The sequence below is a fragment of the Kribbella italica genome, from assembly GCF_014205135.1.
In the GTDB taxonomy this organism is placed as follows: domain Bacteria; phylum Actinomycetota; class Actinomycetes; order Propionibacteriales; family Kribbellaceae; genus Kribbella; species Kribbella italica.
In genome coordinates this window covers 3,594,316-3,618,770 of sequence record NZ_JACHMY010000001.1, presented here as the reverse complement: position 1 = coordinate 3,618,770, position 24,455 = coordinate 3,594,316, and the positions used below count along the sequence as shown (strand labels likewise).

The window sequence follows — 24,455 nt, the reverse complement described above, 5'->3', positions numbered from 1 at the left end:
GGCGGTAGGTTCTGCACATGAGCACGGAGATCCCCGAGACGAACGCCGCCGATCAGCCTGCCGCGCCGCCCGCGGTGCGGGAGCGGCACGCCGCGCTGAGCCGCGAGATCGAGGAGCACCGGTTCCGCTACTACATGGCGACCTCGACGATCTCCGACGCCGACTTCGACGCGCTGATGCACGAGCTGCAGGGCATCGAGGAGGAGTTCCCCGAGCTGCGGACGCCGGACTCGCCGACGCAGAAGGTCGGCGTACCGATCTCCACGCTGTTCGCGCCGGTCACCCACCCACAGCGGATGGAGAGCCTCGGCAACGCGTTCTCCGCCGAGCAGATGGAGGCCTGGGCCAAGCGGCTCGAGCGCGAGGTCACGGTCCAGCAGATCCACGACAGCGGGTTCCTCTGCGAGCTCAAGGTCGACGGGCTGGCGCTGGACCTGGTCTACAAGCAGGGTCGCCTCGACACCGGCGCGACCCGTGGCGACGGCTCGACCGGTGAGGACGTCACGCTCAACGTGCGGACGATCGCCGGCATCCCCGAGGTCCTGGACACCGACGACCCGCCGGAGTTCCTCGAGGTGCGCGGCGAGGTCTACTTCCGGGTCGAGGACTTCCAGCAGCTGAACGCGCAACTCGTCGAAGCCGGCAAGGACCCGTTCTCCAACCCGCGCAACGGCGCCGCCGGATCGCTGCGGCAGAAGGACCCGCGGGTCTCCGCGCAGCGCCCGCTGCGGTTCGTCGTCCACGGGCTCGGCCGCGTGGACGGGCATCACATCGCCCGGCTGTCGACGGCGTACGAGCAGTTGAAGGCGTGGGGGTTGCCGGTCAGCGACCGGGCGCGCAGGGTCGAGACGCTGGCCGAGGTCAACGAGTTCATCGCGTACTACGGGGAGAACCGGCACTCCGTCGACCACGAGATCGACGGCGTCGTGGTGAAGGTCGACGAGGTCGACCTGCAGCGCGCGCTGGGCTCGACGTCGAGCGCGCCGCGCTGGGCGATCGCGTACAAGTACCCGCCGGAAGAGGTCACCACCAAGCTGCTCGACATCAAGGTGAACGTCGGCCGCACCGGCCGCGTCACGCCGTACGGGGTGATGGAGCCGGTGCGGGTGGCCGGCTCGACGGTCGAGTTCGCGACGCTGCACAACGGCCAGGAGGTCGAGCGCAAGGGCGTGTGGATCGGCGACACCGTCGTGCTGCGCAAGGCCGGTGACGTGATCCCGGAGATCCTCGGCCCGGTGATCGACCTGCGGCCGAAGGAGGCGTACCCGTTCCGGATGCCGACCGAGTGCCCGTCCTGCGGTACGACGCTGCGGCCGATGAAGGAGGCCGACATCGACATCCGGTGCCCGAACTCGCAGTCCTGCCCGGCCCAGCTGCGGGAGCGGCTCTTCCACCTGGCCGGGCGGTCGGCGTTCGACATCGAGGTGCTCGGGTTCAAGGCCGCTGACGCGCTGATCGGCGGCGAACTGATCGCGGACGAGGGCGACCTGTTCTCGCTGACCGAGGAAGCGCTGGCCAGCACCTCTTTCTTCACCACCAAGGCCGGCGCGCTGTCGGCGAACGCGCAGAAGCTGCTGGCCAACCTCGAGGCGGCCAAGACCCAGCAGCTGTCGCGTGGACTGGTCGCTTTGTCGATCCGGCACGTCGGCCCGACCGCGGCGGCCGCGCTGGCAGCGGCGTACGACGACATCGACGCCGTCGAGGCTGCGAGCGAGGAGGAGCTGTCCGAGATCGAAGGTGTCGGGCCGACCATCGCGCACGCGGTGATCGAGTGGTTCCAGGTCGACTGGCACCAGCAGATCGTCCAGAAATGGAAGGCCGCCGGGGTCCAGCTGCGGCAGGAGCGGACCGGGCCGACCGTCGAGCAGACGCTGACCGGGCTCTCGGTCGTCGTGACCGGTACGGTCGAGGGGTTCAGCCGCGACGAGGCGACCGAGGCGATCGTGTCGCGCGGTGGCAAGGTGGCCGGTTCGGTGTCGAAGAAGACCTCGTTCGTGGTGGTCGGTGACTCTCCGGGGTCGAAGTACGACAAGGCCGTGCAGCTCGGCGTACCGGTCCTGGACGCGGCCGGGTTCCAGGTCCTGATCGACTCCGGCGCGGACGCGGCGGCCGAGGTGGCCACCACACCGGAGCCCGGTGAGGCGTAGATCGTCCTGTGCGCCGGTAGATCTGGCCTAGGTCGGTACGCCGATTCCGCCTTGGCACAAAGCATTTCCCGTTGGACGGATCCGTTGTCGGGCCTGGCCCGTCGGACTGTTAACTTTGCACGTCGACACGTGGGTCACTAAGGAGCGCATATGACTACGCCGCCACAAGGACCGTGGGGTCCTGGGCAGCCGGGGGGCCAGCCGGGCGGGCAGCAAGGGGGAAACCAGGGGCAAGGTGGCTGGGGACAACCCCAGCCGCCCCAGGGCGGTGGTGGCTGGGGACAGCGCCCGCCGCAACAGGGCCAGCCGCCTCAGCAGGGCCAGCCCCCTCAGGGTCAGCCTCCTCAGCAGGGTCAGCCGCCGCAGCAAGGCGGCTGGGGCCAGCAGCCTGGGCAGCAGCCGGGCCAGGCGCCGCAGCAGGGTCAGCCCGGTTGGGGTCAGCAGCAGGGTGGCGGCGGGTACCAGCAGCAGCCGTGGCAGCAGCAGAAGCCGCAGCAGACCGGCTGGCACCAGCAGCAGGGCGGCCAGCAGCCTTGGCAGCCCAACGGCCCGGGTGGCTCCGGTGGCAAGGACAAGATGCCGCTCTACATCGGTGGCGGCATCGTCGGCATCCTGGTGATCGGCCTGCTGGTCTTCGTCGGGATCAAGGCGCTCGGCGGCGACGACGACGAGCCGACCTCGCAGCCGACGAGCTCGCAGCCGGCGGACCCGGAGACACCGGGCGGTGACCCGACCGGTGCGCCGCCGGCCGGAGCGCTGGGTGAGGCGACCGGTCAGGCGAAGGCCGCGACCGACAAGCTCCAGTCCGACGGGTACCAGTGCAGCGACCTGTTCAACGGGCCGCAGGGCGCACACCGCGGCTGCTTCAAGCTCGACGGCGCGACCGAGGCCGAGACGGTGTTCCAGTTCCAGTCCGACGGCTCGATCATCGCGGTGCTGATCAAGTCGACGAACGACGACAACGTCAACAACGCGGGCGTCACCTTCGACGCCGCGCTGCAGGCCCTCGGCAACGACACCTTCGGCGGTTCGGAGGTGGCCAAGGTGCAGCAGGCGGTCAAGAACGGGCAGAAGACGCAGAAGGTCGGCAGCACCTGGGGCGAGTTCTCGCTGCGCAACAACGGCGACACCATCCAGGTCGGTGGCAAGAAGTCCGGCGCGGACGAGCTCGACCTGCCGCGCAAGGAGTTCCAGACCACCCAGGCGACGATGGTCGCCGGGCTGAAGGCGAAGAAGTACGACTGCAAGACCGGTCTGACCTGCCGCAAGACGCTCGGCAAGTACGGGTCGCTGTCGGTGCTCGGCTTCGGTTCGCAGGGCGGCGGGCTGCGCTCGTTCCAGATGCGCGCCTCCGGCGACGCCGCGGAGGTGAAGTCCGGTGGTGCGGCGGTGTTCGCCGACGGGCTGGCGGTGCTGAAGGGGCCGGACGTCGAGGCGCTGAAGGCGTTCGTCGACGCTCGCAACGACGGCAAGTCGTACACTGCGTACGTGTCCGGCTGGCGCGTGGAGATCGTCTCCGACGCCGACGACTCCTACGGGTCGCGGTCGGTCGAGTTCTCGTACGAGTCGTTCTACGTCTGAGGGATCCAGGTGAAGTTCGAACCGGCCAAGCGTGAGTCGCGGGCGGTGGCCAAGCCGCCGCCCGAGGCGCTGCAACGCGTCGACGGCGGCGGCGCCTGGGGCCCGACGCAGTTCGAGCTCCCGGCGGGCGACGGCAAGAACCTCACCGCGATCCTGATCACCGCGCTGGCCGGCGGGCTCGTCCTGCTGGCCATCGTCGGGCTCGGAGCACTGGCGTACTTCGAACTGCGGTAGTAGTTCCACACGCGAAGGCCCCCTCACACCTGGGCAGATTCTCGGGGTCCTCGCAACACCTGATGGTTTTATGTGGTTGTCAGTAGATCACGCAGGCGCTCGGCTGGGGTTTTCCAGTCGAGCGTTTTGCGTGGTCGGCCGTTGAGTTTCTGGGCGACGTGTTCGAGGTCTTCGGGACTGTGGGCGGACAGGTCGGTGCCCTTGGGGAAGTACTGGCGTAGCAGGCCGTTGGTGTTTTCGTTCGATCCCCTTTGCCAGGGCGAGTGCGGGTCGCAGAAGTAGACCGGAACGCCGGTTGCCACGGTGAACTGCTTGTGGGCGGCCATCTCGCAACCCTGGTCCCAGGTCAGCGAGCCACGTAAATGTGCGGGCAGGGTCTGGATCAAGACCACCAGCACGTCGCGGACCTCTTCGGCGGTGTGCCCGCCGGGCAGGTGCCCGAGCATGACGTAGCGGGTCGAGCGTTCGACCAGGGTCACGATCGCGGACTCGTTGCGGGTGCCGACGATCAGATCGCCTTCCCAGTGGCCAGGAACCGCCCGGTCCTCGACGTCTGCAGGGCGTTCGGAGATCATCACCATCTCGTCGACGAACCGGGGCGTGCGCTGCTCGGGCCTGCGGCGGGGTTTGCGGCGGGTGCGCCCGGTGCGCAGCGCGACCGTGACCTCGCGGCGCAGCCCACCACGGGCCTGGACATAGATCGCCTGGTAGATCGTCTCCGGGCTCACCCGCATGCCCTCGTCGTCGGGGAACTCCATGACCAGAGCCTGACAGATCTGCTCAGGTGACCACTGCTCCCGCAGCTTGCCCGCGACGTAGCCGCGCAGCCGGCCCTCCTGGGCCAGCATCGATTCCTTGGGCCGTGCACGACTGGCTGCCCAGGCCCGCTGCGCCCGGTGCGGCCGGTAGACGCCCTCGACCGAACGGGCGTCGATCTCGCGTTTGACCGTGGACGCCGACCGGCCCAGCGCCCGCCCGATCGCCCGCAGCGAATCGCCCCGGCGACGCAGATCAGCGATCAACTCCCGCTCGGTCACCGTGAGGAACCGAGCATGCAGCTCGGCCTCGACGGCCGCAAGACACGGCCCTGCCGCAACAGCAATGGTGGTCACACCGGTCTTGTAGTCGATCCGGCGACCATCAGTGTGCAGGCGCGCGTCACCGATCTTGCGGACCCCCCGGTCCCAGTCCTGCGCAGTACGCTCATGCACCCCGACCTGCCGTGCCGCATCGCGGCGCCGCACCCCGCCCGCACGCAACCGGTCGTACTCCGACCGCCCCGGATGCCCGGCCGTGCCCGTCTTCCCACGACCACGCACACCAGCCCGCCGAGCCCACCCGTACGCCGTCGCACGACTCACCCCAACCACCCGAGCAGCACCCGAAATACTGCCGCCCTCACGATCCAGCACCTCGAAGAACCTCGCCCTCAACTCCCCAGAAACCACGATCCCCACAACTCCCTGAAAATCCAGGGTGTTGCGGGGATCGTTAGAACCTGCCCCTGGTGTGAGGGGGCCTTTCGCTTCTGGCTATGCGGTCGCGTGGATGGTGACGGCGAGGTTGGCCAGGTAGCTGAGCCGGGCGACCTCGGAGCCGAGGAACTCCGGTCCGCCGCGACGGCCGATCACGAGCACCCGGCGGTCGGACTCCAGCGGAGCGGCCACCAGCACCGACTCGACCAGGCCCTTGTGGTCCGGCGCGGCCAGCGTCGTCGCCTTCTCCAGCGGCAGCCACTGCTCGACCAGGCTGCCGAACTCCGGCGTCGCGCTGGTCTCCAGGGCGACCTTCACCTCGCCGCCGGTGCCGTCCAGCAGTGCGGCCCAGTCGGCGTGCAGCACCGAGGGCGCCTGCTCGACCAGGATGTCGATCGCCTCGGCCGGTGCCGACGTCATCTGCTCGACGGCCTCGAGGTCCATGTGCAGGCCACCGCCCGCGCCGTACCGGGAGAACCAGATCACCTCGACGTCGGCGACGCTGTTGCAGGCCGAGACCAGCCGGTCCGGCAGGACGCCGGGCGGCAGGTCGACCACGATGTCGTCGACGGCGGTGCCGTTCTCGCGCCGGTGCTCGACGATCTCGATGGCGTGGATGTCGGCGTTCACCTCGCCGAGGGCCGTTGCGACGGTGCCCAGCGAACCGGGACGGTCCGGGATGATCAATCGCAGCAGGAACACCGAACGATCATCTCCCAGCCCAAAAACACGCAAGTTACGCCCTGTCGCGGCCAATGTTACAGAGCGGAGCAAGGTGACACGCCAGCGGTGCTCGACTGATGAACCTGATCGGGTTGTCCACAGCATCGGGCAGCAGGCAACACGGCCGTCACAGCGGACCTCTAGGATGGCTCAGGTGCCACTCGAAACCTCCGGGTGCCGCCTTGTTTTAGCAACTGCAGACATTGGATGCCCTTCATGCCATCGATTACCCGCGAAGAGGTCGCGCACCTTGCGCGACTGGCGCGGATCGAGCTCTCCGACGACGAGCTCGACCACCTCGCACCTCAGCTCGACCAGATCATCACGCTGGTCGGGCAGGTCAGCGAAGTGGCCGCGGACGACATCCCGCCGACCTCGCACGCCCTGCCGCTCACGAACGTGATGCGGGACGACGTGAACGTGCCGTGCCTGACGCCGGAGCAGGCCCTGTCCGGCGCGCCGGCCGCGGAGGAGCAGCGATTCCGGGTGCCGCGGATCCTGGAGGAGGACTGATGGGTGACCTGATCCGCAAGACAGCCGTCGAGCTGTCGGAGCTGATGACGTCCGGTGAGGCCAGTGCGGTGGAGATCACGCAGGCGCACCTGGACCGGATCGGTGCCGTCGACGGCGCCGTGCACGCGTTCCTGCACGTCGACACCGAGGGTGCGCTGGCGCAGGCCGCGGCCGTCGACAAGAAGCGTGCGGCCGGCGAGAAGCTCGGCCCGCTGGCCGGCGTACCGCTGGCGCTGAAGGACGTGCTGACCCAGGACGGCATCCCGACGACCGCCGGGTCGAAGATGCTCGAGGGCTGGAAGCCGCCGTACGACGCGACCGTGGTGCAGCGGCTGAAGGCAGCCGGTGTGGTGATTCTCGGCAAGACCAACATGGACGAGTTCGCGATGGGGTCCTCGACCGAGAACTCGGCGTACGGCACCACCCACAACCCGTGGGACCTGAACCGGATCCCCGGTGGTTCCGGTGGCGGTTCGTCGGCGGCCATCTCGGCGTACGAGGCACCGCTGGCGATCGGTACCGACACCGGTGGCTCCATCCGTCAGCCCGGTGCGTTCACCGGCACGGTCGGCGTCAAGCCGACGTACGGCGGCACCTCGCGGTACGGGCTGATCGCGCTGGCCTCCAGCCTCGACACGCCCGGTCCGTGCGCGCGGACGACGCTCGACGCGGCGCTGCTGCACGAGGTGATCGCCGGGTACGACAAGCGGGACTCCACCTCGATCAACCAGCCGGTCCCCGCGGTCGTCGACGCGGCGCGTCGCGCCGATGTGGCCGGCCTGCGGATCGGCGTCGTCAAGGAGCTCGGCGGCGAGGGGTACCAGCCGGGCGTCGAGGCACGCTTCCACGAGGCGGTCGAGCTGCTCACCAAGCTCGGCGCCGAGGTGGTCGAGGTCTCCTGCCCGCACTTCCAGTACGCGCTGCCGGCGTACTACCTGATCCTGCCGAGCGAGGCCTCGTCCAACCTGGCCAAGTTCGACGCGATGCGGTACGGCCTGCGGGTCGGCGACGACGGCGAGAACAGTGCGGAGCGGGTGATGAACCTGACCCGTGAGGCCGGCTTCGGCGCCGAGGTCAAGCGCCGGATCATGCTCGGCACCCACGCGCTGTCGAGCGGGTACTACGACGCGTACTACGGCCAGGCGCAGAAGGTGCGCACGCTGATCGCGCGCGACTTCGAGAAGGCCTACGAGCAGGTCGACGTACTGGTCTCGCCGGCCACGCCGACGACCGCGTTCGCGATCGGCGACCGGGTCAACGACCCGATCGCGATGTACAAGAACGACCTGTGCACGATCCCGTCCAACCTGGCCGGCAACGCGGCCGCGTCGTTCCCGTGCGGCCTGGCCGACGAGGACGGTATGCCGGTCGGCTTCCACGTGATGGCGCCGGTGATGCGTGACGAGCTGCTCTACCAGGTCGGTGGCGCGCTCGAGGCCGCCCTGGCCGAGCAATGGGGCGGCGTCCTGATGTCCAAGGCTCCGGAGCTGGAGGTGACCCGATGACCGCCGCGGCTGTTTTCGCGATCGAGGACGCGCTCGCGCAGTACGACCCGGTGCTGGGCCTCGAGGTCCACGTCGAGCTGAACACCAACTCGAAGATGTTCTGCGGCTGCCCGACCGAGTTCGGTGCCCCGCCGAACACGCAGACCTGCCCGGTCTGCCTCGGCCTGCCCGGCGCGCTGCCGGTGGTCAACGCCAAGGCCGTCGAGGCGGCGATCAAGATCGGCCTCGCGCTGAACTGCGAGATCGCCGAGTGGTGCCGGTTCGCCCGGAAGAACTACTTCTACCCGGACATGCCGAAGAACTTCCAGACCTCGCAGTACGACGAGCCGATCGCGTTCGACGGCTGGACCGAGGTCGTCGTCGACGGCGAGACGTACCGGATCGAGATCGAGCGCGCGCACATGGAGGAGGACACCGGCAAGTCCACCCACGTGGGTGGCGCGACCGGCCGGATCCACGGCGCCTCGCACTCGCTGGTCGACTACAACCGGGCCGGCATCCCGCTGATCGAGATCGTCACCCGGACGATCGAGGTCGCGCCGGAGAAGGCCGCGGCGGTCGCCCGCGCGTACGTCAGCATGCTGCGCGACCTGCTGCTCGCGCTCGACGTGTCCGACGTCCGGATGGACCAGGGCTCGCTGCGCTGCGACGCGAACGTCTCGCTGAAGCCGCACGGCTCGACGGTGCTGGGCACGCGGACCGAGACCAAGAACGTGAACTCGTTCCGCTCGGTCGAGCGCGCCGTGACCTACGAGATCACCCGGCAGGCCGCCGTACTGGCGTCGGGGGAGAAGGTCCTGCAGGAGACGCGGCACTGGCACGAGGACACCGGCGTCACCACGTCGGGCCGGGAGAAGTCGGACGCCGACGACTACCGGTACTTCCCCGAGCCGGACCTGGTCCCGGTCGCGCCGTCGCGTGAGTGGGTCGAGGAGCTGCGCGGGACGCTGCCCGAGGCGCCGTCGACGCGACGCGTCCGGCTGCAGGAGGAGTGGGGCTTCACCGACCTCGAGATGCGCGACGTCATCAACGGCAACGCGCTGGAGCTGGTGGTCGGCACGGTCGAGCTCGGGGTCAGCGCGGCCGCCGCGAAGAAGTGGTGGCTGGGTGAGCTGGCGCGTGCCGCCAACGAGTCGGGTCTCGAGCTCGGTTCGCTGGGTGTTGGTGCGGCCGAGGTCGCCGAGGTACAGAAGCTGGTCGACGACGGCGCGCTGAACGACAAGCTCGCGCGTCAGGTCTTCGACGGCCTGGTCAAGGGCGAGGGCACGCCGGCGCAGATCATCGAGGCCCGCGGGCTCGCGCTGGTCTCCGACGACTCCGCGCTGATCGAGGCCATCGACCGTGCGATCGCGGCGAACCCGGACGTGGTGGAGAAGGTCAACTCCGGCAAGCCCGCCGCCGCGGGTGCGCTGATCGGCGCCGTGATGAAGGACCTGCGCGGCCAGGGCGACGCGGCGAAGGTCCGCGAGCTGCTGGACGCCAAGCTCGGGATCTAGTACCTACTGATGGACCCCAGGGATTCGTCCCTGGGGTCCATCGGTCTGTCAGGCCGCTTCTTGGTGGTGCAGGTCCGGGGGAGTGCTGAGCAGCTTCTTCGCCACGGCGACGTCCGCCGGCGCGCAGCGCACCTCGTACGCCGTCGGACGCACCTCGCTGGCCTGCGCGTCCGGCCGGTTCCGCACCAGGGCCTTGAAGAAGCCGACCAGGGCGCCCAGGATCGCGCCGTACACGAGACCCCAGAACACGACGACCAGGCCGGTCATGCTCGTATCCGCGACCAGCGTCACGAACACACCGAGCGCCAGTCCCAGCGCCGCACCGGACAGCGCGCTGAGCCCGCTGGCCTGTGCGATCTTGCCGTTGCGTTTGTCCACCATGCGCAGCCCGGCGCCGGTGATCTCCAGCTGTCTCATCCCGTAGGACCGCAGCTGGTCGACGGTACGCAGTGCGTCCTCGTACTGCTCCGTCGACGTGATCACGCTGGATTCCAGTGGCGCCTGATGAGGCACAGCGTCCCCTCCCTGAAGTGTGTGTGCCTCCACTAGTACCAGGCGAGAGAAAATTCCATGCATCGTCAGCGAGTGATGGTCACCCGAAGGATCCGGTCGTCGCCGTCCTGGACGTCGCCGCGCCCGTCGGTGTTGGACGTGGTCACCCACAACGAGCCGTCCGGTGCGGCCTCGACGGTCCGCAAACGCCCGTACTGGTTGGTGAAGAACGCCACCGGCTCGCCGGTCCGCTTGCCGTCGGCAACAGGAATCGCCCACAGCCGCTCACCTCTGAGGCCGGCCATGAACACGTGCCCCTGCGCCGCGCCGATCCCCGACGGCGACGCCTGGTCGGTGTTCCACTGCGCGATCGGATCGACCATCCCGTCGAGCCTCGACACGCCCTCGGCGCCGGGCCAGCCGTAGTTGGCGCCGGAGGTGATCGCGTTCAGCTCGTCCCAGGTGTTCTGCCCGAACTCGGCGGCGTACAACTGCTTCCCGTCGAACGCGAGTCCCTGCACGTTGCGGTGCCCCTTGGAGTACCAGGGCCGGCCGCCCGGATTGCCGGGCGCCGCTTTGCCGTCGGTGGTGATCCTGAGGATCTTCCCGCCCAGCGAGTCGTCGTCCTGCGAGTTGGGCCGATCGCCGCCGTCACCCGTACCGGCGTACAGGAATCCGTCGGGCCCGAACCGCAACCGGCCGCCGTTGTGCACCGCGGCCATCGGGATCCCTTCCAGAATGGTCTGCTGCGCCGACAACCTGTTGCCCTGGTAGGTCATCCGGGCGATCCGGTTGTCCTCCCCGGTCGAGTAGTAGACATAGACATAAGGCCTGGCCGGGTACTGCGGATCCACCGCGATCCCCAGCAGCCCACCCTCGGACGACGCGTCCACCCCCTCAACGCTCCCGACCTCACTCGCCTGCCCACCGGCAACCCGCTTCACCTTCCCCGAGTCCCGCTCGGTCACCAAAGCCGTCTTGTCCGGCAGGAACGCCAGCCCCCACGGCACCTCGATCCCCGTAGCCACCGTCCCCGCCACCTGCAACTTCACCGGCCCCTGAGGCGCAGCGCTGCTACTAGGCGCAGACGGCACCGGCGTACTGGCCGGCGTACTGCTGCTGACAGACGCCGAAGGCGAGGGAGCCCCCGCGCCTTCGTCCGGGTCCGAGCATCCAGCAGCCACCAACCCGACCGCCACCACCAGTGCCGCAGTACGCACGCCATCTCCTCCGAGTCGACAACCCACCACCCTCACTATCCCCAACCACCCCCGAAAACCCCGCGAAAGCCGCGCCCACCGCGGCCCGCACTTCACCGGCGGAGGCGCCGCAGACGTGGCCGCCCGGGCTGACTGACGATTTCGCAGCAGTCAGGTGACAGGCCGGTGCTCAGCTTCCCCACGTAGGGCGGAGGGGGAAGTGGGCGTCGGCGTCGTTGTCGAGTTTTACGGCGAGGATTTGGTGGAGTTGGGTGTTGTTGCGTTCGAAACCTACTCGGCAGGCGGCTAGGTAGAGGCCCCAGACTTTGGCTGTGGGGTAGCCGACTTCGGCTACCGCCTCGTCCCAGTGGGATTCGAGGTTGGCTGACCAGCCGGCCAGGGTGAGGGCGTAGTGCTCTCGGAGGTTTTCTTCGTGGCGGACTTCGAAGCCGGCGTCCTGGGCTTCGGCGATGATGCGGCCGGAGCCGATGAGTTCGCCGTCGGGGAAGATGTAGCGGTCGATGAAGGCGCCGGTGGAGCGGAAGCGGTTGTCGGGGCGGGTGATGGTGTGGTTCAGCAGCCGGCCGCCGGGCTTCAAGCGATCCAGGAGGAAAGCGAAGTACGAGGGGTAGTTGCGGACGCCGATGTGTTCGGTGAGGCCGATGGAGCTGATGGCGTCGAAATCCCGTTCGCTGACGTCTCGGTAGTCGAGGAAGCGGACTTCGGCCAGGTCCTCCAGGCCTTCTCGTTTGATGGCTTCGGTGGCCCATTCCGCCTGGGCTGAGGACAGAGTGACGCCTAGGGCGCGTACGCCGTACTCGCGGGCGGCGTGGCGGACCATGCCGCCCCAGCCGCAGCCGACGTCCAGCAACCTTTGGCCGGGGCGGAGGTCCAGCTTGCGGGCTACCAGGTCGTACTTCTCGTGCTGGGCTTCCTCCAAAGAGGCATCCGCCGTGGGGTAGACGGCGCAGGTGTACGTCATCGACGGGCCGAGGACGTACTCGTAGAAGGTGTTCGAGACGTCGTAGTGGTGGTGGATGGCGGCCTTGTCGCGGGTGCGGGAGTGGCGGAGGCCCTCGAAGGTTCGGCGCCACTTGGGGAGGTGTTCCTGTGGGGGCGGCGGCGGGGGTTTCAGATGACTCCAGCCCAGGCCCCGGACGATGCGCAGGGCCTCCGAGGGCGTGGGGCGTTCGAAGTGGAGTTGGTTGAGCATCATGCGCATCAGCGCGTACGGGTTTCCGGGGTGGACGCCGGTGATCTCCAGGTCGCCCTGGACGTAGGCGCGGACGAGGCCGAGGTCGCCGGGAGCGGTCAGCACGTACGAGAGGCCGCGTTCGGTGGCCAGGTGCATGTGGACGGGGGAGTCCTCGGGGCCGGCCGCACTGCCGTCGTAGGCGGTGAAGCGGAACGGGAGGCCTTCGGGGGCCACGGCCGTCAGGGCCTGTGCGATCGAGATCTGCGTCGCGACTGTCGTCATCGGCGAGTCACCGCCTTTTCGTAGAGCCCGGTGAGGCGGGCGTTGGGGTCGTAGACGTTCTTCACTGCGGTCAGGGCCGGGACGTTGTAGAGGCGGTCGAAGGTTTCCCGGTCGTAGTAGGCGTCGGAGTACAAGGACTTGTGGCCGCCGAAGTCGGCGACCGCGGCCTCGATCCGGCGGTTGACGTCGCCGTCGGCGGCACCGGGTGCGATCGCGACGGTGCCCCAGAAGCCGACATTGACGTACGTCGTCCCGGCTGCCAGCGGATAGAGCGGCCAGGTGTCGCTGCCGCGCAGCCGCAGGGGGCAGAGCCAGACCGGACGCATACCGACCTCGGCGTCGAACCAGCGCAGGAAGCCGGCCAGTTGGTCGACCGGAATCTCCACGTCCTGTACGACGCGCTCGCGGTCGGCGTGGCCGCGGCGGCGGTTGATGCGGGCGGCGACCTGGTGGCGGTTCTCGAGTCCGATCAGCCGGTGGTAGACGTCGCTGCGGCGAAGCCGGGACGGCCACAGCCGGCGGACCCAGCGGTTCTGCGCGCCGAACGCGGCCGAGCACCAGAACCAGTCGGTGTCCCAGCGCCACAGGTAGTCGTGGGCGGTGAGGAAGTCGCTGGGGCGCTGCTGGATCGAGCGGTAGTAGATCTGCTGGCCGGTGTAGTCGCTGGTCCGGACGGCGGCGTCGCTGTTGCGGCCGAGCGTCAGGTACGCCTCGGTGGGGCTGAAGGCGACGCCGTCGACGAAGTGCACCGGCTCGCCGTCGTACGTGCCCTCGGCAACGATCCCGTCGATCGCGGGACCCAGCGAGTCCAGCCCCAGCCGGACGTGCCGCAGCGCGACGTACGGCGAGATGCGGTCGAGCTCGATCCGCAGGCGGGTGGCGTAGCCGAGCGTGCCGTACGAGTTCGGGAAGGTGCGGAACAGCGAGGCGTGCTCGCCGGTCGGTCGGGCGGTGACGACGTCGCCGGCGCCGGTCAGGATGTCGAGCTCGAGTACGGACTCGTGCGGCAGGCCGGCCCGGAACGACGACGACTCGATGCCGAGGCCGGTGACGGCGCCGCCGAGGGTGATCGTCTTGAGCTGCGGCACGACCATGGGGACCAGGCCGTACGGCAGCGTCGCGGCGACCAGGTCCTCGTACGTGCACATGCCCTGGACGTCGGCCGTCCGGGCCTCGGCGTCGACCGAGATGACGCCGGTCAGGCCGGAGACGTCCAGGCCGGGGGTGTCGACCGCCGTTCGAGGGCGGAAGAGGTTGGAGCTGCGCTTGGCCAGGCGGACCGGCTCCCCGGGGGGAATGCGCTGGTAGGACGCTCGGAGACGTCCGACCGCCTGATCGTGTTCCACAGTCGAGGTCGAACCCGATGTCGAAGGCACTCATTCAGAGTACGACGGCAGTCGAACAACGGGCAGAAGAATTTTTTGCAACCGGATGTCGAGACGCCGCTACCGGGTCCGACGTCGCCTGCGAGACGAGGAGGAGCAGATGATCGATCTGAGGCCGGCCGGGCGCGCGCTGACCGCGGTGGTGGCGGGGATCACGCAGGAGGATCTGAGTCGACCGACGCCGTGTGACAAGTACACGGTGACGGACCTGCTCGCACACGTGGACGAGGGCGCGCGGGGGTTCGCGGCGGCGGAGGAGGAGCGGCCGGCCGTCGAAGAGCCGCTGGTGGTGGGCGAGCCGGGGTGGCAGGAGACGCTTGCCGCGAGGGTCGACCGACTGGGAGAAGCGTGGGCGGATCCGAAGGCGTGGGAAGGTACGTCGGACCTGGCCGGACTCGGGCTCACCAAGGCCGAGTGGGGACGGATCGCGCTGACCGAGCTGGTCGTGCACGGGTGGGACCTGGCTCGGGCGACCGGGCAGGAGGTCGACCTGCCCGACGAGACCGTACGGGCGTGCTTCGAGCATGTCGCCGGGTTCCTGCAGGAGCCGCCGGTGCCCGAGTTGTGGGGTACGCCGGTGAGCGTGGCCGACGATGCGCCTTTGCTGGAACGGTTGGTCGGCATCACCGGGCGGTCGCCTGGTGTCGGTGGAGGCGAGTAGGTTCGGCGTATGGCTGATTCGGTGAACACATGGCTGCCGTGGGAGGACCCGCGGGCCTTTTTGGGCGGGCTGCCGGAGCGCGTCGAGGCGACGTACTACGGCGGTGGCGAGCTGCCCGCGGAGGCGGACCAGGTCGAGTTCTACGTGCCCAGTTACATGGGCAGCTCGCAGGTGGTCGAGGCCATTCGGGAGATGCCGAACCTGAAGGTCGTGCAGACGCAGACCGCCGGGTTCGAGAACGTGCTGCCCCACCTGCCCGACGGCGTGACGCTGTGCAACGCGCGTGGCGTGCACGACGCGTCGACGGCCGAGCTGGCGGTTGGGCTGATCCTGGCGTCGTACCGGCGGATCCCGACGGCCGTCACGAACCAGCAGCAGGGGATCTGGCCGGCCGAGGCCGGGATCGACGACTCGCTCGCCGACCGGACCGTGCTGATCCTCGGGTACGGGTCGATCGGGGAGGCGCTGGAGCGGCGGCTGGCCGGGTTCGAGTGCGAGATCATCCGGGTTGCCCGCCGCCCGAGAGACGGTGTGCACCCGATTGCCGAGCTGCCGGAGCTGCTGCCGCGGGCCGACGTCGTCGTACTGCTGACGCCGGCGACCGCTGAGACGAAGGGCCTGGTGGACGCGGAGTTCCTGGGCCGGATGAAGGACGGCGCTCTGCTGGTCAACGTGGCCCGCGGCGTTGTGGTGAACACGGACGACCTGGTCGCCGCGCTGAACACGCAGCGGATTCGCGCCGCGCTCGACGTGACCGATCCCGAGCCGTTGCCGGAAGGGCACCCGCTGTGGTCGGCGCCGAACGTGCTGATCATCCCGCACCGTGGCGGTGCCTCGACGGCGTTCCCGCCGCGGGTGGCGCGACTCGTCAAAGCCCAGCTCGACCGGTACGTGAACAACGAACCCTTGATCAACGTGGTGGCGGGGCCGCCGCGATAACTACAGGTGCCGGGGCCCCGCGCTGACCAGGCGGAGCAACGGCGCCGACAACTGGCGGCGAAGGCGCCGCGGGGAGAACTGGAGGACGACGATGTCCGAGGCCGTACTGCTGATCGGGACCAAGAAGGGACTCTGGATCGGGCGCAGCGACGCCGAGCGTCACCTGTGGACGCTCGACGGGCCGCACTTCGAGATGCAGGGGATCTACTCCGTCGGCGTCGACACCCGCGGTGACCGGCCACGCATGTTCGCCGGTGGGACCAGCGAGCACTGGGGCCCGGCCGTCTTCCACTCCGACGACCTCGGGCAGACCTGGGCCGAGCCGCCGGAGGGCTCGATCGGCTTCCCGAAGGACGCCGGCGCCTCGGTCGAGCGCGTCTGGCAGATCCAGCCGGCGCCGAGCGACCAACCGAAGGTCGTGTACGCCGGCGCGCAGCCCTCGTCGTTGTGGAAGTCTACCGACGGCGGCGTCACCTTCGAGCTGGTCCGCGGCCTCTGGGACCACCCGCACCGCAAGGACTGGGGCGCCGGCTTCGGCGGGCAGGCGATCCACACCGTGCTGCCGCACCCGACCGACCCCGACCGGGTGAGCGTCGCGATGTCGACCGGCGGCGTCTACCAGACCGACGACGGCGGGCAGAGCTGGTCGCCGGCCAACCACGGGATCAAGGCCTACTTCATGCCCGACCCGGACCCGGAGTTCGGCCAGTGCGTGCACAAGCTGGCCGGCCACCCGGCGATGCCGGACCGGCTGTTCGCGCAGAACCACCACGGCGTCTACCGCTCCGACGACGGCGGCGCGATCTGGAAGTCGATCGCCGACGGCCTGCCCTCGGACTTCGGCTTCCCGATCGCCGTCCATCCGCACGAGCCGGAGACCGTGTACGTCTTCCCGTTGGTGGCCGACGGCAACAGGATTCCGACCGACGCCAAGTGCCGGGTCTATCGGTCCAAAGACGCCGGCGCGACCTGGGAGGCGCTGACCAAGGGGCTGCCCGACGTCCCGTCGTACGCGCCGGTGCTGCGGGACGCGCTCTGCACCGACGCCGGTACGCTGGCCGGTGTGTACGTCGGGACGCGCGACGGCTGCGTCTACGCGAGCGCCGACGCGGGCGACAGCTGGACCGAGGTCGCCCGGCACCTGCCCGACGTCCTCACGGTTCGCGCGGCCGTGCTGTGACGGTCCGGGTGAAGCTGCCGACGGTGCTGCAGCCGTTCGCCGGTGGCAGCGAGAAGGTCGCGATCGAGGAGGCGTCGACGGTCGGTGAGGCGTTCGCACAGCTGGAGCGCCAGCACCCCGCGCTCCGGCGCAGGCTGACCGACGAGCAGGGCGCGCTGCGCCGGCACGTCAACGTCTACCTCGGCAACGACAACGTCCGCGATCTCGACGGCCTGGACACCAAGCTGCCGGACGGCGCCGAGCTGCTGGTCCTGCCGAGCGTCGCGGGCGGCTGATCGCACAAGGTCGCGGGCGGCTGAAAGGACTGTTGCTCAGGGGAACCAACCGCTAGCGTCCCAGCATGACTGGGGAAGTGATCCTGCTGACCGGCTCGCCCGGGTCGGGCAAGACGACCGTGGCCGCGCTGGTCGCGACCGATGCCGCCGGGCCGGCCGTGCACCTGACGACCGACCTGTACTACCGCGCGATCAAGACCGGCTTCGTCCCGCCGTACATGCCGGGCGCGCAGAAGCAGAACGAGGTCGTCGTCGACGCGATCGTCGCGACCGCCACGACCTACGCGCGCGGGGGCTACCTCATCGTCGTCGACGGGATCATCGGCCCGTGGTTCCTCAAGCCGTTCCGCGTCGCCGCGGAGCGCGAGCAACTGCCGATCTCGTACGTCGTCCTGCGCCCCGACCTCGAGACGACGCTGGCCCGTGCCCAGCAACGACCGGACACGGAGCTGAAGGACGTCGAGGCGATCACCGGCCTGTACGACGCGTTCAAGGAACTCGGCGAGCTCGAGCGGCATGTGATCGACACCAGCGCAATGGACGCGGAGCAGACCGCGGCCGAGGTCCGCCAGGCGGTCGCGTCGAAGCAGTTCCGGCTGGCCTGAAACCCCAACGCGTCAACGGGTTTGCAGCAAGCTGCAGAACGGGCCGGCGAAGCAGAACCTCCGCCCTAGGATCCTGCGATGGGAATCTTCACGCGGAAGAAGCGCCTGTCGCCGACCGACGGCCTGATCCTCGGCCGGACCTGGGTCGACCGTGAGCTGGACGCCGCCGTGGCGGCCGTTGAAGCGGGCGGCTTCGACACCGCTCTGGCCGGGCTGAAAGAGCAAAACGGCGACCGGCGTGGAATCTGGAACGCCGGCCTGGCCGAAGCGGCCAAGGGGCGGTCGGAGCAGCTCGAGGCCAGGCTCGAGGACGTCGGTGGCCGGGATCCCGACCTGCTGGTCTGGTTGGCGCAGACGCTGGTGCTCGAGGGCTGGGAGGTACGCACCGGGTACGTCGCGTCCATGGTGTCCGACCAGCAGTTCCGGACCTTCCACGACATCCTGCGCACCGCACGCGAGGTGGTCGAGGCAGCGATCGAGGTGGCTCCCGACGACCCGACGCCCTGGACGGTCTACCAGTGGGTGGCGATCGGGCTCGGTGCCGACCTGGACAGGCACGAGGAGCTGTTCCAGGAGGCGATCGCCCGGCACCCCACGAGCTACGCCGCGCACGGCAACAAGGTGCACGCGATCGCGCCGAAGTGGTACGGGACCACCATCGAGGAGATGCTTGCCTTCGGCGCCGAGACGGCGGACCAGGCGGCGCCGGGCAGCGTGCTGGTCGGAGTACTGGGCAAAGCGGTCGCCGAGGCCCGGCTGCACGTGTTCGGCTTCACCGACGCGAGCGCGATGAAGAAGGTCGCCGCGGCGACGAAGCTGGCCAACACCTGGACGGATCCGCTGATCGCGGCACGGGAGAAATGGCTGCAGCCGGGGCGTGCGCCCGAGGCTCCCGACCTGGACGCCCACAACTACTTCGCCTACCTGCTGAAGAAGCACCGGGACGAGGGGAGAGCGTCGGCGGACGCCATGTTCAACCGGGTCGGCACCCTGCCGTGGGCCTACGGCGGCGATCCGCTCGAAGCGTTCGCGGAGGAGTACCGGCGCTGACGACAGGCATACAGTCGGACCATGACTGACATCAAGCCGCGCAGCCGGACGGTGACCGACGGACTGGAAGCGACCGCCTCGCGGGGGATGTTGCGGGCCGTCGGGATGGGGGACGACGACTGGGCCAAGCCGCAGATCGGCGTCGCGTCCAGCTGGAACGAGATCACCCCGTGCAACCTGTCCCTGGACCGGCTCGCGAAGGCGGTCAAGGACGGCGTGCACGCGGCCAGTGGCTACCCGCTGGAGTTCGGCACGATCAGCGTCTCCGACGGCATCTCGATGGGCCACGTCGGGATGCACTACTCGCTCGTCAGCCGCGAGATCATCGCCGACTCCGTCGAGACCGTGATGGAGGCCGAGCGGCTGGACGGCTCGGTGCTGCTGGCGGGCTGCGACAAGTCGCTGCCCGGAATGCTGATGGCCGCCGCGCGCCTCGACCTGGCCAGCGTCTTCCTGTACGCCGGGTCGATCATGCCCGGGCGGCTCGGTGACAAGGACGTGACGATCATCGACGCGTTCGAGGCCGTCGGCGCCTGCGCGCGCGGCCTGATCACCCGCGAGGAGGTCGACGCCGTCGAGCGCGCGATCTGCCCGGGCGAGGGCGCCTGCGGCGGCATGTACACCGCGAACACGATGGCCTCCGCGGCTGAGGCGCTCGGCATGTCGCTGCCCGGGTCGGCGGCGCCGCCCGCGGTGGACCGCCGGCGCGACGGGTTCGCCCGCAAGTCCGGCGAGGCCGTGGTCGGGCTCCTCCAGCAGGGCATCACCGCGCGGCAGATCCTCACCAAGGAGGCGTTCGAGAACGCGATCGCCGTGGTGATGGCGCTCGGCGGCTCGACGAACGCCGTACTGCACCTGCTCGCGATCGCGCGCGAGGCCGAGGTCGCGCTCACCCTCGACGACTTCAACCGGGTCGGCGACAAGGTCCCGCACCTGGGCGACCTGAAGCCATTCGGTCGGTACGTGATGACGGACGTCGACCGGGTCGGCGGTATCCCAGTCGTCCTGCGGGCGTTGCTGGACGCCGGCCTGCTGCATGGCGACTGCCTCACCGTGACCGGCAAGACGATGGCCGAGAACCTCGCGGACATCGCCCCGCCGGACGTCGACGGCACGATCATCCGGGCGCTCGACCAGCCGATCCACGGCACCGGCGGGATCACCATCCTGCGCGGCTCGCTGGCGCCGGAGGGCGCGGTCGTGAAGAGCGCGGGCTTCGACTCCGACGTGTTCGAGGGCACCGCGCGCGTCTTCGACGGCGAGCGCGGCGCGATGGACGCGGTCGCGGACGGTTCGCTCAAGGCCGGGGATGTCGTGGTCATCCGGTACGAGGGGCCGAAGGGCGGGCCCGGGATGCGCGAGATGCTCGCGGTCACCGGCGCGATCAAGGGCGCCGGGCTCGGCAAGGACGTTCTGCTGCTCACCGACGGCCGTTTCTCCGGCGGTACGACGGGACTCTGCGTCGGCCATGTCGCGCCCGAAGCCGTCGACGGCGGCCCGATCGCGTTCGTCCGCGACGGCGACCGGATCACGCTCGACGTGCGTAACCGGACCCTGGAGTTGCACGTTGACGCTGACGAGCTGGAACGCCGCAGCCAGGGCTGGGCACCGAAGCAGCCGGCGATCACCAAGGGCGTGCTGGGCAAGTACGTGAAGCTGGTCGGCTCCGCCTCGGAAGGCGCTGTCTGTATCTAAAGACGGTCATCTCAGAAAATGAGACAACTCGGCAGGGAACTTGACCAGATCGGCACCGGTCGGCGACTGTTACCTGCATGCGAACGATTCTCCTCGTACTTGTGCGGCGCGCCGACTGACGCGACCTCCGAGTCGAGCGCGCCCCTTCAGCCAACCGGCAGAAGGGGCGTTTTTGTTGCCAGGGCGACTATCTGGGACCCAGACGTCACCTGACAACGACCACGAGCGAGGATGGATCGGTCGCGGCAAGCCAACATCGTGACTGGACAAGGGAAGGCACTCATGAGTGAGCAGCTGACCGGGGCACAGGCTCTGATCCGCGCACTGGAACACGCCGGAGTGGACACCGTCTTCGGCATTCCGGGCGGCGCGATCCTCCCGGCGTACGACCCGATGCTCGACTCGACCCAGATCCGCCACATCCTGGTACGTCACGAGCAGGGCGCCGGGCACGCGGCCCAGGGCTACGCCTCGACCACCGGCAAGGTCGGCGTCTGCATGGCGACCTCGGGTCCGGGCGCGACCAACCTGGTCACCCCGATCGCCGACGCCTACATGGACTCGGTCCCGATGGTGGCGATCACCGGGCAGGTCGCCAGCGCGGCGATCGGGACGGACGCCTTCCAGGAGGCCGACATCCGCGGCATCACGATGCCGATCACCAAGCACAACTTCCTGGTCAAGGACCCGAACGAGATCGCCTCGACGATCGCCGAGGCGTTCCACATCGCCGCCACCGGCCGGCCCGGCCCGGTTCTGGTCGACGTGACCCGCGACGCGATGCAGGCGATGGTCGACTTCCAGTGGCCGACCGAGCTCTCGCTGCCCGGGTACCGGCCGGTGACCCGCCCGCACCCCAAGCAGGTGCGCGAGGCGGCCCGGCTGATCGCGGCCGCCGAGCGGCCGGTCCTGTACGTCGGCGGTGGCGTGATCCGCGCCAAGGCGTCTGCCGAGCTCAAGGAGCTCGCCGAGCTGCTCGGCCTCCCCGTGGTCACCACGCTGATGGCCCGCGGCGCGCTGCCCGACAGCCACGCGCTGCACTTCGGCATGCCGGGGATGCACGGTGCGGTCTCGGCCGTCGGCGCGCTGCAAAGGTCTGATCTGCTGATCTGTCTCGGCGCGCGCTTCGACGACCGGGTGACCGGCAAGCTGGCGTCGTTCGCGCCGGAGGCCAAGGTCATCCACGCCGACATCGACCCGGCCGAGATCGGCAAGAACCGGCACGCCGACGTCCCGATCGTGGGTGACTGCAAGGAGGTCATCGGCGATCTGATCGGCGCGCTGAAGGCCGAGATCGCGAGCAACGGCAAGACCCCGGACTACTCCACCTGGCGCGGTCTGCTCGACTCCGTCAAGGCGAAGTACCCGGTCGGGTACGACGAGCCCGAGGACGGCAGCCTCTCCCCGCAGTACGTGATCCAGCGGATCGGCCAGATCGCCGGGCCGGACGCGATCTACACCAGCGGCGTCGGCCAGCACCAGATGTGGGCCGCGCACTACCTGCCGTTCGAGAAGCCGCTGAACTGGCTGAACTCCGGCGGCCTCGGCACCATGGGCTACTCGGTGCCGGCCGCGATGGGCGCCAAGGTGGCCCGGCCGGACGCGACCGTGTGGGCGATCGACGGCGACGGCTGCTTCCAGATGACCAACCAGGAGCTCGTCACCTGCGCGCTGGAGGGCATCCCGATCAAGGTTGCCGTGATCAACAACCAGTCGCTGGGCATGGTCCGGCAGTGGCAGACGCTGTTCTACGACAAGCGCTACTCCAACACCGACCTGCACTCGGCCCGGATCCCGGACTTCGCCAAGCTGGCCGAGGCGATGGGCGGGGTCGGCCTGCGCTGCTCCGACCGGGAATCGGTCGACGCCACGATCGAGAAGGCGATGGCGGTCACCGACGCGCCGGTGGTGGTCGACTTCGTCGTGCACCGCGACGCGATGGTCTGGCCGATGGTTGCCGCCGGCACCAGCAACGACGACATCCAGATCGCCCGCGACATGGCCCCGAACTGGGACTCGGAGGAGCTGTAAATGTCCAAGCACACACTGAGCATCCTGGTCGAGAACAAGCACGGTGTTCTGGCCCGCGTCGCAGCTTTGATCTCCCGCCGGGGCTTCAACATCGACTCCCTCGCCGTCGGCCCGACCGAGCACCCGGAGATCTCCCGGATGACGATCGCGGTCAGCGTCGACGAGCAGCCGCTGGAGCAGATCACCAAGCAGCTGAACAAGCTGGTGAACGTGATCAAGATCGTCGAGCTCGAGCCGACCCAGACCGTCCAGCGCGAGCTGATCCTGGTCAAGGTCAAGGCCGACACCCTGACCCGCGGGCAGGTACTGGAGACCGTTCAGCTGTTCCGTGCGAAGGTGGTGGACGTGGCTCCGGACGCGATCACCATCGAGGCGACCGGCAACCCCGACAAGCTCGAGGCGATGATGCGGGTGCTGGAACCGTTCGGCGTCCGCGAGCTGGTGCAGTCCGGCATGGTCGCGATCGGCCGCGGGGGCCGGTCCATCTCGGACCGCTCGCTGCGTCCGGTCCCGGTCCCGCCGCCGTACGTGGCCTCCGGCAGTCCCGCCCTGCAGGCCCGTCCCGCCGGTCAGCCGGCGGCCGCCGCCAGTCCGGCGCCCCACCCGAACCACCCGGTGCCGGCGCCGCCGCCGGGTCACCGCCCCGCCGCGCCGGCCAGGCACGCCTGAGCGGTCCACCCCTGAACCCGGCCGGCACCCGCCGACCCCTCACCCCAGAAGAATCAAGGAGACGAGCTCCCCGTGGCAGCTGAAATGTTCTACGACGACAACGCCGACCTGTCGGTGATCCAGGGCAAGAACGTGGCCGTCCTCGGCTACGGCTCCCAGGGCCACGCCCACGCGCTCTCGCTGCGCGACTCCGGTGTCGACGTCCGCGTCGGCCTGCCGGAAGGTTCCAAGAGCCGCGCCAAGGCCGAGGCCCAGGGCCTGCGGGTCGTCACGCCGGCCGAGGCCTGCGAGGAGGCCGACGTGATCGTCGTGCTGGCGCCGGACCCGGCCCAGCGGGCGCTCTACAAGGAGGCCATCGAGCCGAACCTGGTCGACGGCGACGCGCTCGTCTTCGGTCACGGCTTCAACATCCGGTTCGGCTACATCAAGCCCCCGGCCGGTGTCGACGTGTTCATGGTCGCGCCGAAGGGCCCGGGGCACCTGGTCCGTCGCGAGTACTCCGAGGGCCGGGGCGTCCCGGTCCTGGTCGCGGTCGAGCAGGACGCGACCGGCAAGGCGTGGGACCTCGCGCTGGCCTACGCCAAGGGCATCGGCGGCCTGCGCGCCGGCGGGATCAAGACCACCTTCACCGAGGAGACCGAGACCGACCTGTTCGGTGAGCAGGCCGTGCTCTGCGGTGGTGTCTCCGCGCTGGTCCAGGCCGGGTTCGAGACGCTGACCGAGGCCGGCTACCAGCCGGAGGTCGCGTACTTCGAGTGCCTGCACGAGCTCAAGCTGATCGTCGACCTGATGTACGAGGGCGGCATCGCCAAGCAGCGCTGGTCGGTCTCCGACACCGCCGAGTACGGCGACTACGTCTCCGGCCCGCGGATCATCGACGCGTCGGTGAAGGCCCGGATGAAGGACGTCCTCAACGACATCACCGACGGCACCTTCGCGGCCCGCTTCATCGCCGACCAGGACGCCGGCGCGCCGGAGTTCGCCGAGTTCCGCAAGGCCAGCGAGTCGCACCCGATCGAGGCCGTCGGCAAGGACCTGCGCGCGCTGATGGCGTGGGTCAAGTCGCACGACGCCGACGACTACGTCGAGGGCACCGCCGCGCGCTGAGCCACCGCGGTACGCC

22 protein-coding genes are annotated in these 24,455 nt (G+C 69.4%); 16 read left to right on the top strand and 6 right to left on the bottom strand.

Features of this window, described 5'->3' with window-relative positions:
* Positions 1–17 precede the first annotated feature (17 nt).
* The 3 genes from ligA (at position 18) to HDA39_RS16745 (ending at position 3,962) form a co-directional block, all read left to right on the top strand.
* Positions 18–2,147 carry an NAD-dependent DNA ligase LigA gene (ligA, locus tag HDA39_RS16755; protein ID WP_184796134.1) on the top strand — a complete coding sequence of 710 codons (2,130 nt, stop codon included), beginning with the start codon at positions 18–20 and terminating at the stop codon, positions 2,145–2,147.
* A 150-nt stretch (positions 2,148–2,297) separates the two neighbouring features.
* Positions 2,298–3,728 (top strand): hypothetical protein, encoded by a 1,431-nt coding sequence (locus HDA39_RS16750; protein ID WP_184796133.1) that lies wholly within the window; start codon positions 2,298–2,300, stop codon positions 3,726–3,728.
* Positions 3,729–3,737: 9 nt separating this feature from the next.
* The gene (locus HDA39_RS16745) at positions 3,738–3,962 is read left to right on the top strand and encodes a hypothetical protein (protein WP_184796132.1); all 225 of its coding nucleotides are present in this window, start codon (positions 3,738–3,740) and stop codon (positions 3,960–3,962) included.
* Positions 3,963–4,030: 68 nt separating this feature from the next.
* Here HDA39_RS16745 and HDA39_RS16740 read toward each other — a convergent pair whose 3' ends face one another.
* Together HDA39_RS16740 and HDA39_RS16735 are read right to left on the bottom strand one after the other, a co-directional pair.
* Entirely contained in the window at positions 4,031–5,206 is a 1,176-nt protein-coding gene (locus HDA39_RS16740; protein ID WP_184805761.1) for an IS30 family transposase, read from the bottom strand.
* Between the two features lie 288 nt (positions 5,207–5,494).
* Complete coding sequence (locus tag HDA39_RS16735; protein ID WP_184796131.1) at positions 5,495–6,139, bottom strand: ACT domain-containing protein; 645 nt, start codon at positions 6,137–6,139, stop codon at positions 5,495–5,497.
* A gap of 237 nt (positions 6,140–6,376) precedes the next feature.
* On the opposite strand from HDA39_RS16735, the gene gatC reads away from it, so the two are divergent.
* The 3 genes from gatC to gatB are packed head-to-tail and all read left to right on the top strand — an operon-like array spanning position 6,377 to position 9,674.
* Positions 6,377–6,673, top strand: coding sequence for an Asp-tRNA(Asn)/Glu-tRNA(Gln) amidotransferase subunit GatC (gene gatC / locus HDA39_RS16730; RefSeq protein ID WP_184796130.1), 297 nt, complete (start codon positions 6,377–6,379; stop codon positions 6,671–6,673).
* Entirely contained in the window at positions 6,673–8,178 is a 1,506-nt protein-coding gene (gatA, locus tag HDA39_RS16725; protein ID WP_184796129.1) for an Asp-tRNA(Asn)/Glu-tRNA(Gln) amidotransferase subunit GatA, read from the top strand. Before gatC ends, gatA begins: the two co-directional genes overlap by 1 nt.
* Positions 8,175–9,674 carry an Asp-tRNA(Asn)/Glu-tRNA(Gln) amidotransferase subunit GatB gene (gatB, locus tag HDA39_RS16720; RefSeq protein WP_184796128.1) on the top strand — a complete coding sequence of 500 codons (1,500 nt, stop codon included), beginning with the start codon at positions 8,175–8,177 and terminating at the stop codon, positions 9,672–9,674. Before gatA ends, gatB begins: the two co-directional genes overlap by 4 nt.
* A gap of 48 nt (positions 9,675–9,722) precedes the next feature.
* Here the strand turns inward: gatB and HDA39_RS16715 are convergent, their stop codons facing one another.
* From HDA39_RS16715 to HDA39_RS16700, 4 genes are all read right to left on the bottom strand, one after another.
* The gene (locus HDA39_RS16715) at positions 9,723–10,157 is read right to left on the bottom strand and encodes a hypothetical protein (RefSeq protein ID WP_184796127.1); all 435 of its coding nucleotides are present in this window, start codon (positions 10,155–10,157) and stop codon (positions 9,723–9,725) included.
* 95 nt (positions 10,158–10,252) lie between these two features.
* Positions 10,253–11,386 (bottom strand): PQQ-dependent sugar dehydrogenase, encoded by a 1,134-nt coding sequence (locus tag HDA39_RS16710; protein WP_337925770.1) that lies wholly within the window; start codon positions 11,384–11,386, stop codon positions 10,253–10,255.
* A gap of 169 nt (positions 11,387–11,555) precedes the next feature.
* Entirely contained in the window at positions 11,556–12,842 is a 1,287-nt protein-coding gene (locus HDA39_RS16705; RefSeq protein WP_184796125.1) for an SAM-dependent methyltransferase, read from the bottom strand.
* The gene (locus tag HDA39_RS16700; RefSeq protein ID WP_337925769.1) at positions 12,839–14,218 is read right to left on the bottom strand and encodes an FAD-binding oxidoreductase; all 1,380 of its coding nucleotides are present in this window, start codon (positions 14,216–14,218) and stop codon (positions 12,839–12,841) included. The genes HDA39_RS16705 and HDA39_RS16700 overlap by 4 nt, the downstream gene beginning before the upstream one ends.
* A 109-nt stretch (positions 14,219–14,327) precedes the next feature.
* Between HDA39_RS16700 and HDA39_RS16695 the strand changes: the two genes are divergently transcribed.
* The 10 genes from HDA39_RS16695 to ilvC all read left to right on the top strand — a co-directional run bounded on the left by HDA39_RS16695 (position 14,328) and on the right by ilvC (position 24,439).
* Positions 14,328–14,888 carry a TIGR03086 family metal-binding protein gene (locus HDA39_RS16695; protein WP_184796124.1) on the top strand — a complete coding sequence of 187 codons (561 nt, stop codon included), beginning with the start codon at positions 14,328–14,330 and terminating at the stop codon, positions 14,886–14,888.
* Positions 14,889–14,897: 9 nt separating this feature from the next.
* Complete coding sequence (locus tag HDA39_RS16690; protein WP_184796123.1) at positions 14,898–15,827, top strand: 2-hydroxyacid dehydrogenase; 930 nt, start codon at positions 14,898–14,900, stop codon at positions 15,825–15,827.
* A gap of 91 nt (positions 15,828–15,918) precedes the next feature.
* Entirely contained in the window at positions 15,919–17,007 is a 1,089-nt protein-coding gene (locus HDA39_RS16685) for a WD40/YVTN/BNR-like repeat-containing protein (protein ID WP_184796122.1), read from the top strand.
* Entirely contained in the window at positions 17,004–17,282 is a 279-nt protein-coding gene (locus HDA39_RS16680) for a ubiquitin-like small modifier protein 1 (RefSeq protein WP_184796121.1), read from the top strand. The genes HDA39_RS16685 and HDA39_RS16680 overlap by 4 nt, the downstream gene beginning before the upstream one ends.
* 65 nt (positions 17,283–17,347) lie before the next feature.
* Positions 17,348–17,887 (top strand): AAA family ATPase, encoded by a 540-nt coding sequence (locus HDA39_RS16675; protein ID WP_184796120.1) that lies wholly within the window; start codon positions 17,348–17,350, stop codon positions 17,885–17,887.
* 78 nt (positions 17,888–17,965) lie between these two features.
* A complete protein-coding gene (locus HDA39_RS16670; RefSeq protein WP_184796119.1) occupies positions 17,966–18,937 on the top strand; it encodes a hypothetical protein in 972 nt (323 codons plus the stop codon).
* Between the two features lie 21 nt (positions 18,938–18,958).
* Positions 18,959–20,632 (top strand): dihydroxy-acid dehydratase, encoded by a 1,674-nt coding sequence (gene ilvD, locus HDA39_RS16665; RefSeq protein WP_184796118.1) that lies wholly within the window; start codon positions 18,959–18,961, stop codon positions 20,630–20,632.
* 231 nt (positions 20,633–20,863) lie between these two features.
* Positions 20,864–22,663 carry an acetolactate synthase large subunit gene (locus HDA39_RS16660; RefSeq protein ID WP_184796117.1) on the top strand — a complete coding sequence of 600 codons (1,800 nt, stop codon included), beginning with the start codon at positions 20,864–20,866 and terminating at the stop codon, positions 22,661–22,663.
* Positions 22,664–23,332, top strand: a complete 669-nt coding sequence (ilvN, locus tag HDA39_RS16655; RefSeq protein WP_184796116.1) for an acetolactate synthase small subunit — start codon at positions 22,664–22,666, stop codon at positions 23,330–23,332.
* An 84-nt stretch (positions 23,333–23,416) separates the two neighbouring features.
* On the top strand, positions 23,417–24,439 hold the full coding sequence (gene ilvC / locus HDA39_RS16650; RefSeq protein ID WP_184806177.1) for a ketol-acid reductoisomerase: 1,023 nt from the start codon (positions 23,417–23,419) through the stop codon (positions 24,437–24,439).
* The last annotated feature ends 16 nt before the right edge of the window (positions 24,440–24,455 follow it).

Coding starts and splice junctions, on each gene's coding strand:
- HDA39_RS16660 (WP_184796117.1), top strand. CDS start 20,864: ATGGATCGGTCGCGGCAAGCCAACATCGTGACTGGACAAGGGAAGGCA.
- HDA39_RS16670 (WP_184796119.1), top strand. CDS start 17,966: ATGGGAATCTTCACGCGGAAGAAGCGCCTGTCGCCGACCGACGGCCTG.
- gatB (WP_184796128.1), top strand. CDS start 8,175: ATGACCGCCGCGGCTGTTTTCGCGATCGAGGACGCGCTCGCGCAGTAC.
- HDA39_RS16690 (WP_184796123.1), top strand. CDS start 14,898: ATGGCTGATTCGGTGAACACATGGCTGCCGTGGGAGGACCCGCGGGCC.
- ilvD (WP_184796118.1), top strand. CDS start 18,959: ATGACTGACATCAAGCCGCGCAGCCGGACGGTGACCGACGGACTGGAA.
- HDA39_RS16750 (WP_184796133.1), top strand. CDS start 2,298: ATGACTACGCCGCCACAAGGACCGTGGGGTCCTGGGCAGCCGGGGGGC.
- ilvC (WP_184806177.1), top strand. CDS start 23,417: ATGTTCTACGACGACAACGCCGACCTGTCGGTGATCCAGGGCAAGAAC.
- HDA39_RS16685 (WP_184796122.1), top strand. CDS start 15,919: ATGTCCGAGGCCGTACTGCTGATCGGGACCAAGAAGGGACTCTGGATC.
- ilvN (WP_184796116.1), top strand. CDS start 22,664: ATGTCCAAGCACACACTGAGCATCCTGGTCGAGAACAAGCACGGTGTT.
- ligA (WP_184796134.1), top strand. CDS start 18: ATGAGCACGGAGATCCCCGAGACGAACGCCGCCGATCAGCCTGCCGCG.
- gatC (WP_184796130.1), top strand. CDS start 6,377: ATGCCATCGATTACCCGCGAAGAGGTCGCGCACCTTGCGCGACTGGCG.
- gatA (WP_184796129.1), top strand. CDS start 6,673: ATGGGTGACCTGATCCGCAAGACAGCCGTCGAGCTGTCGGAGCTGATG.
- HDA39_RS16675 (WP_184796120.1), top strand. CDS start 17,348: ATGACTGGGGAAGTGATCCTGCTGACCGGCTCGCCCGGGTCGGGCAAG.
- HDA39_RS16695 (WP_184796124.1), top strand. CDS start 14,328: ATGATCGATCTGAGGCCGGCCGGGCGCGCGCTGACCGCGGTGGTGGCG.
- HDA39_RS16705 (WP_184796125.1), bottom strand. CDS start 12,842: ATGACGACAGTCGCGACGCAGATCTCGATCGCACAGGCCCTGACGGCC.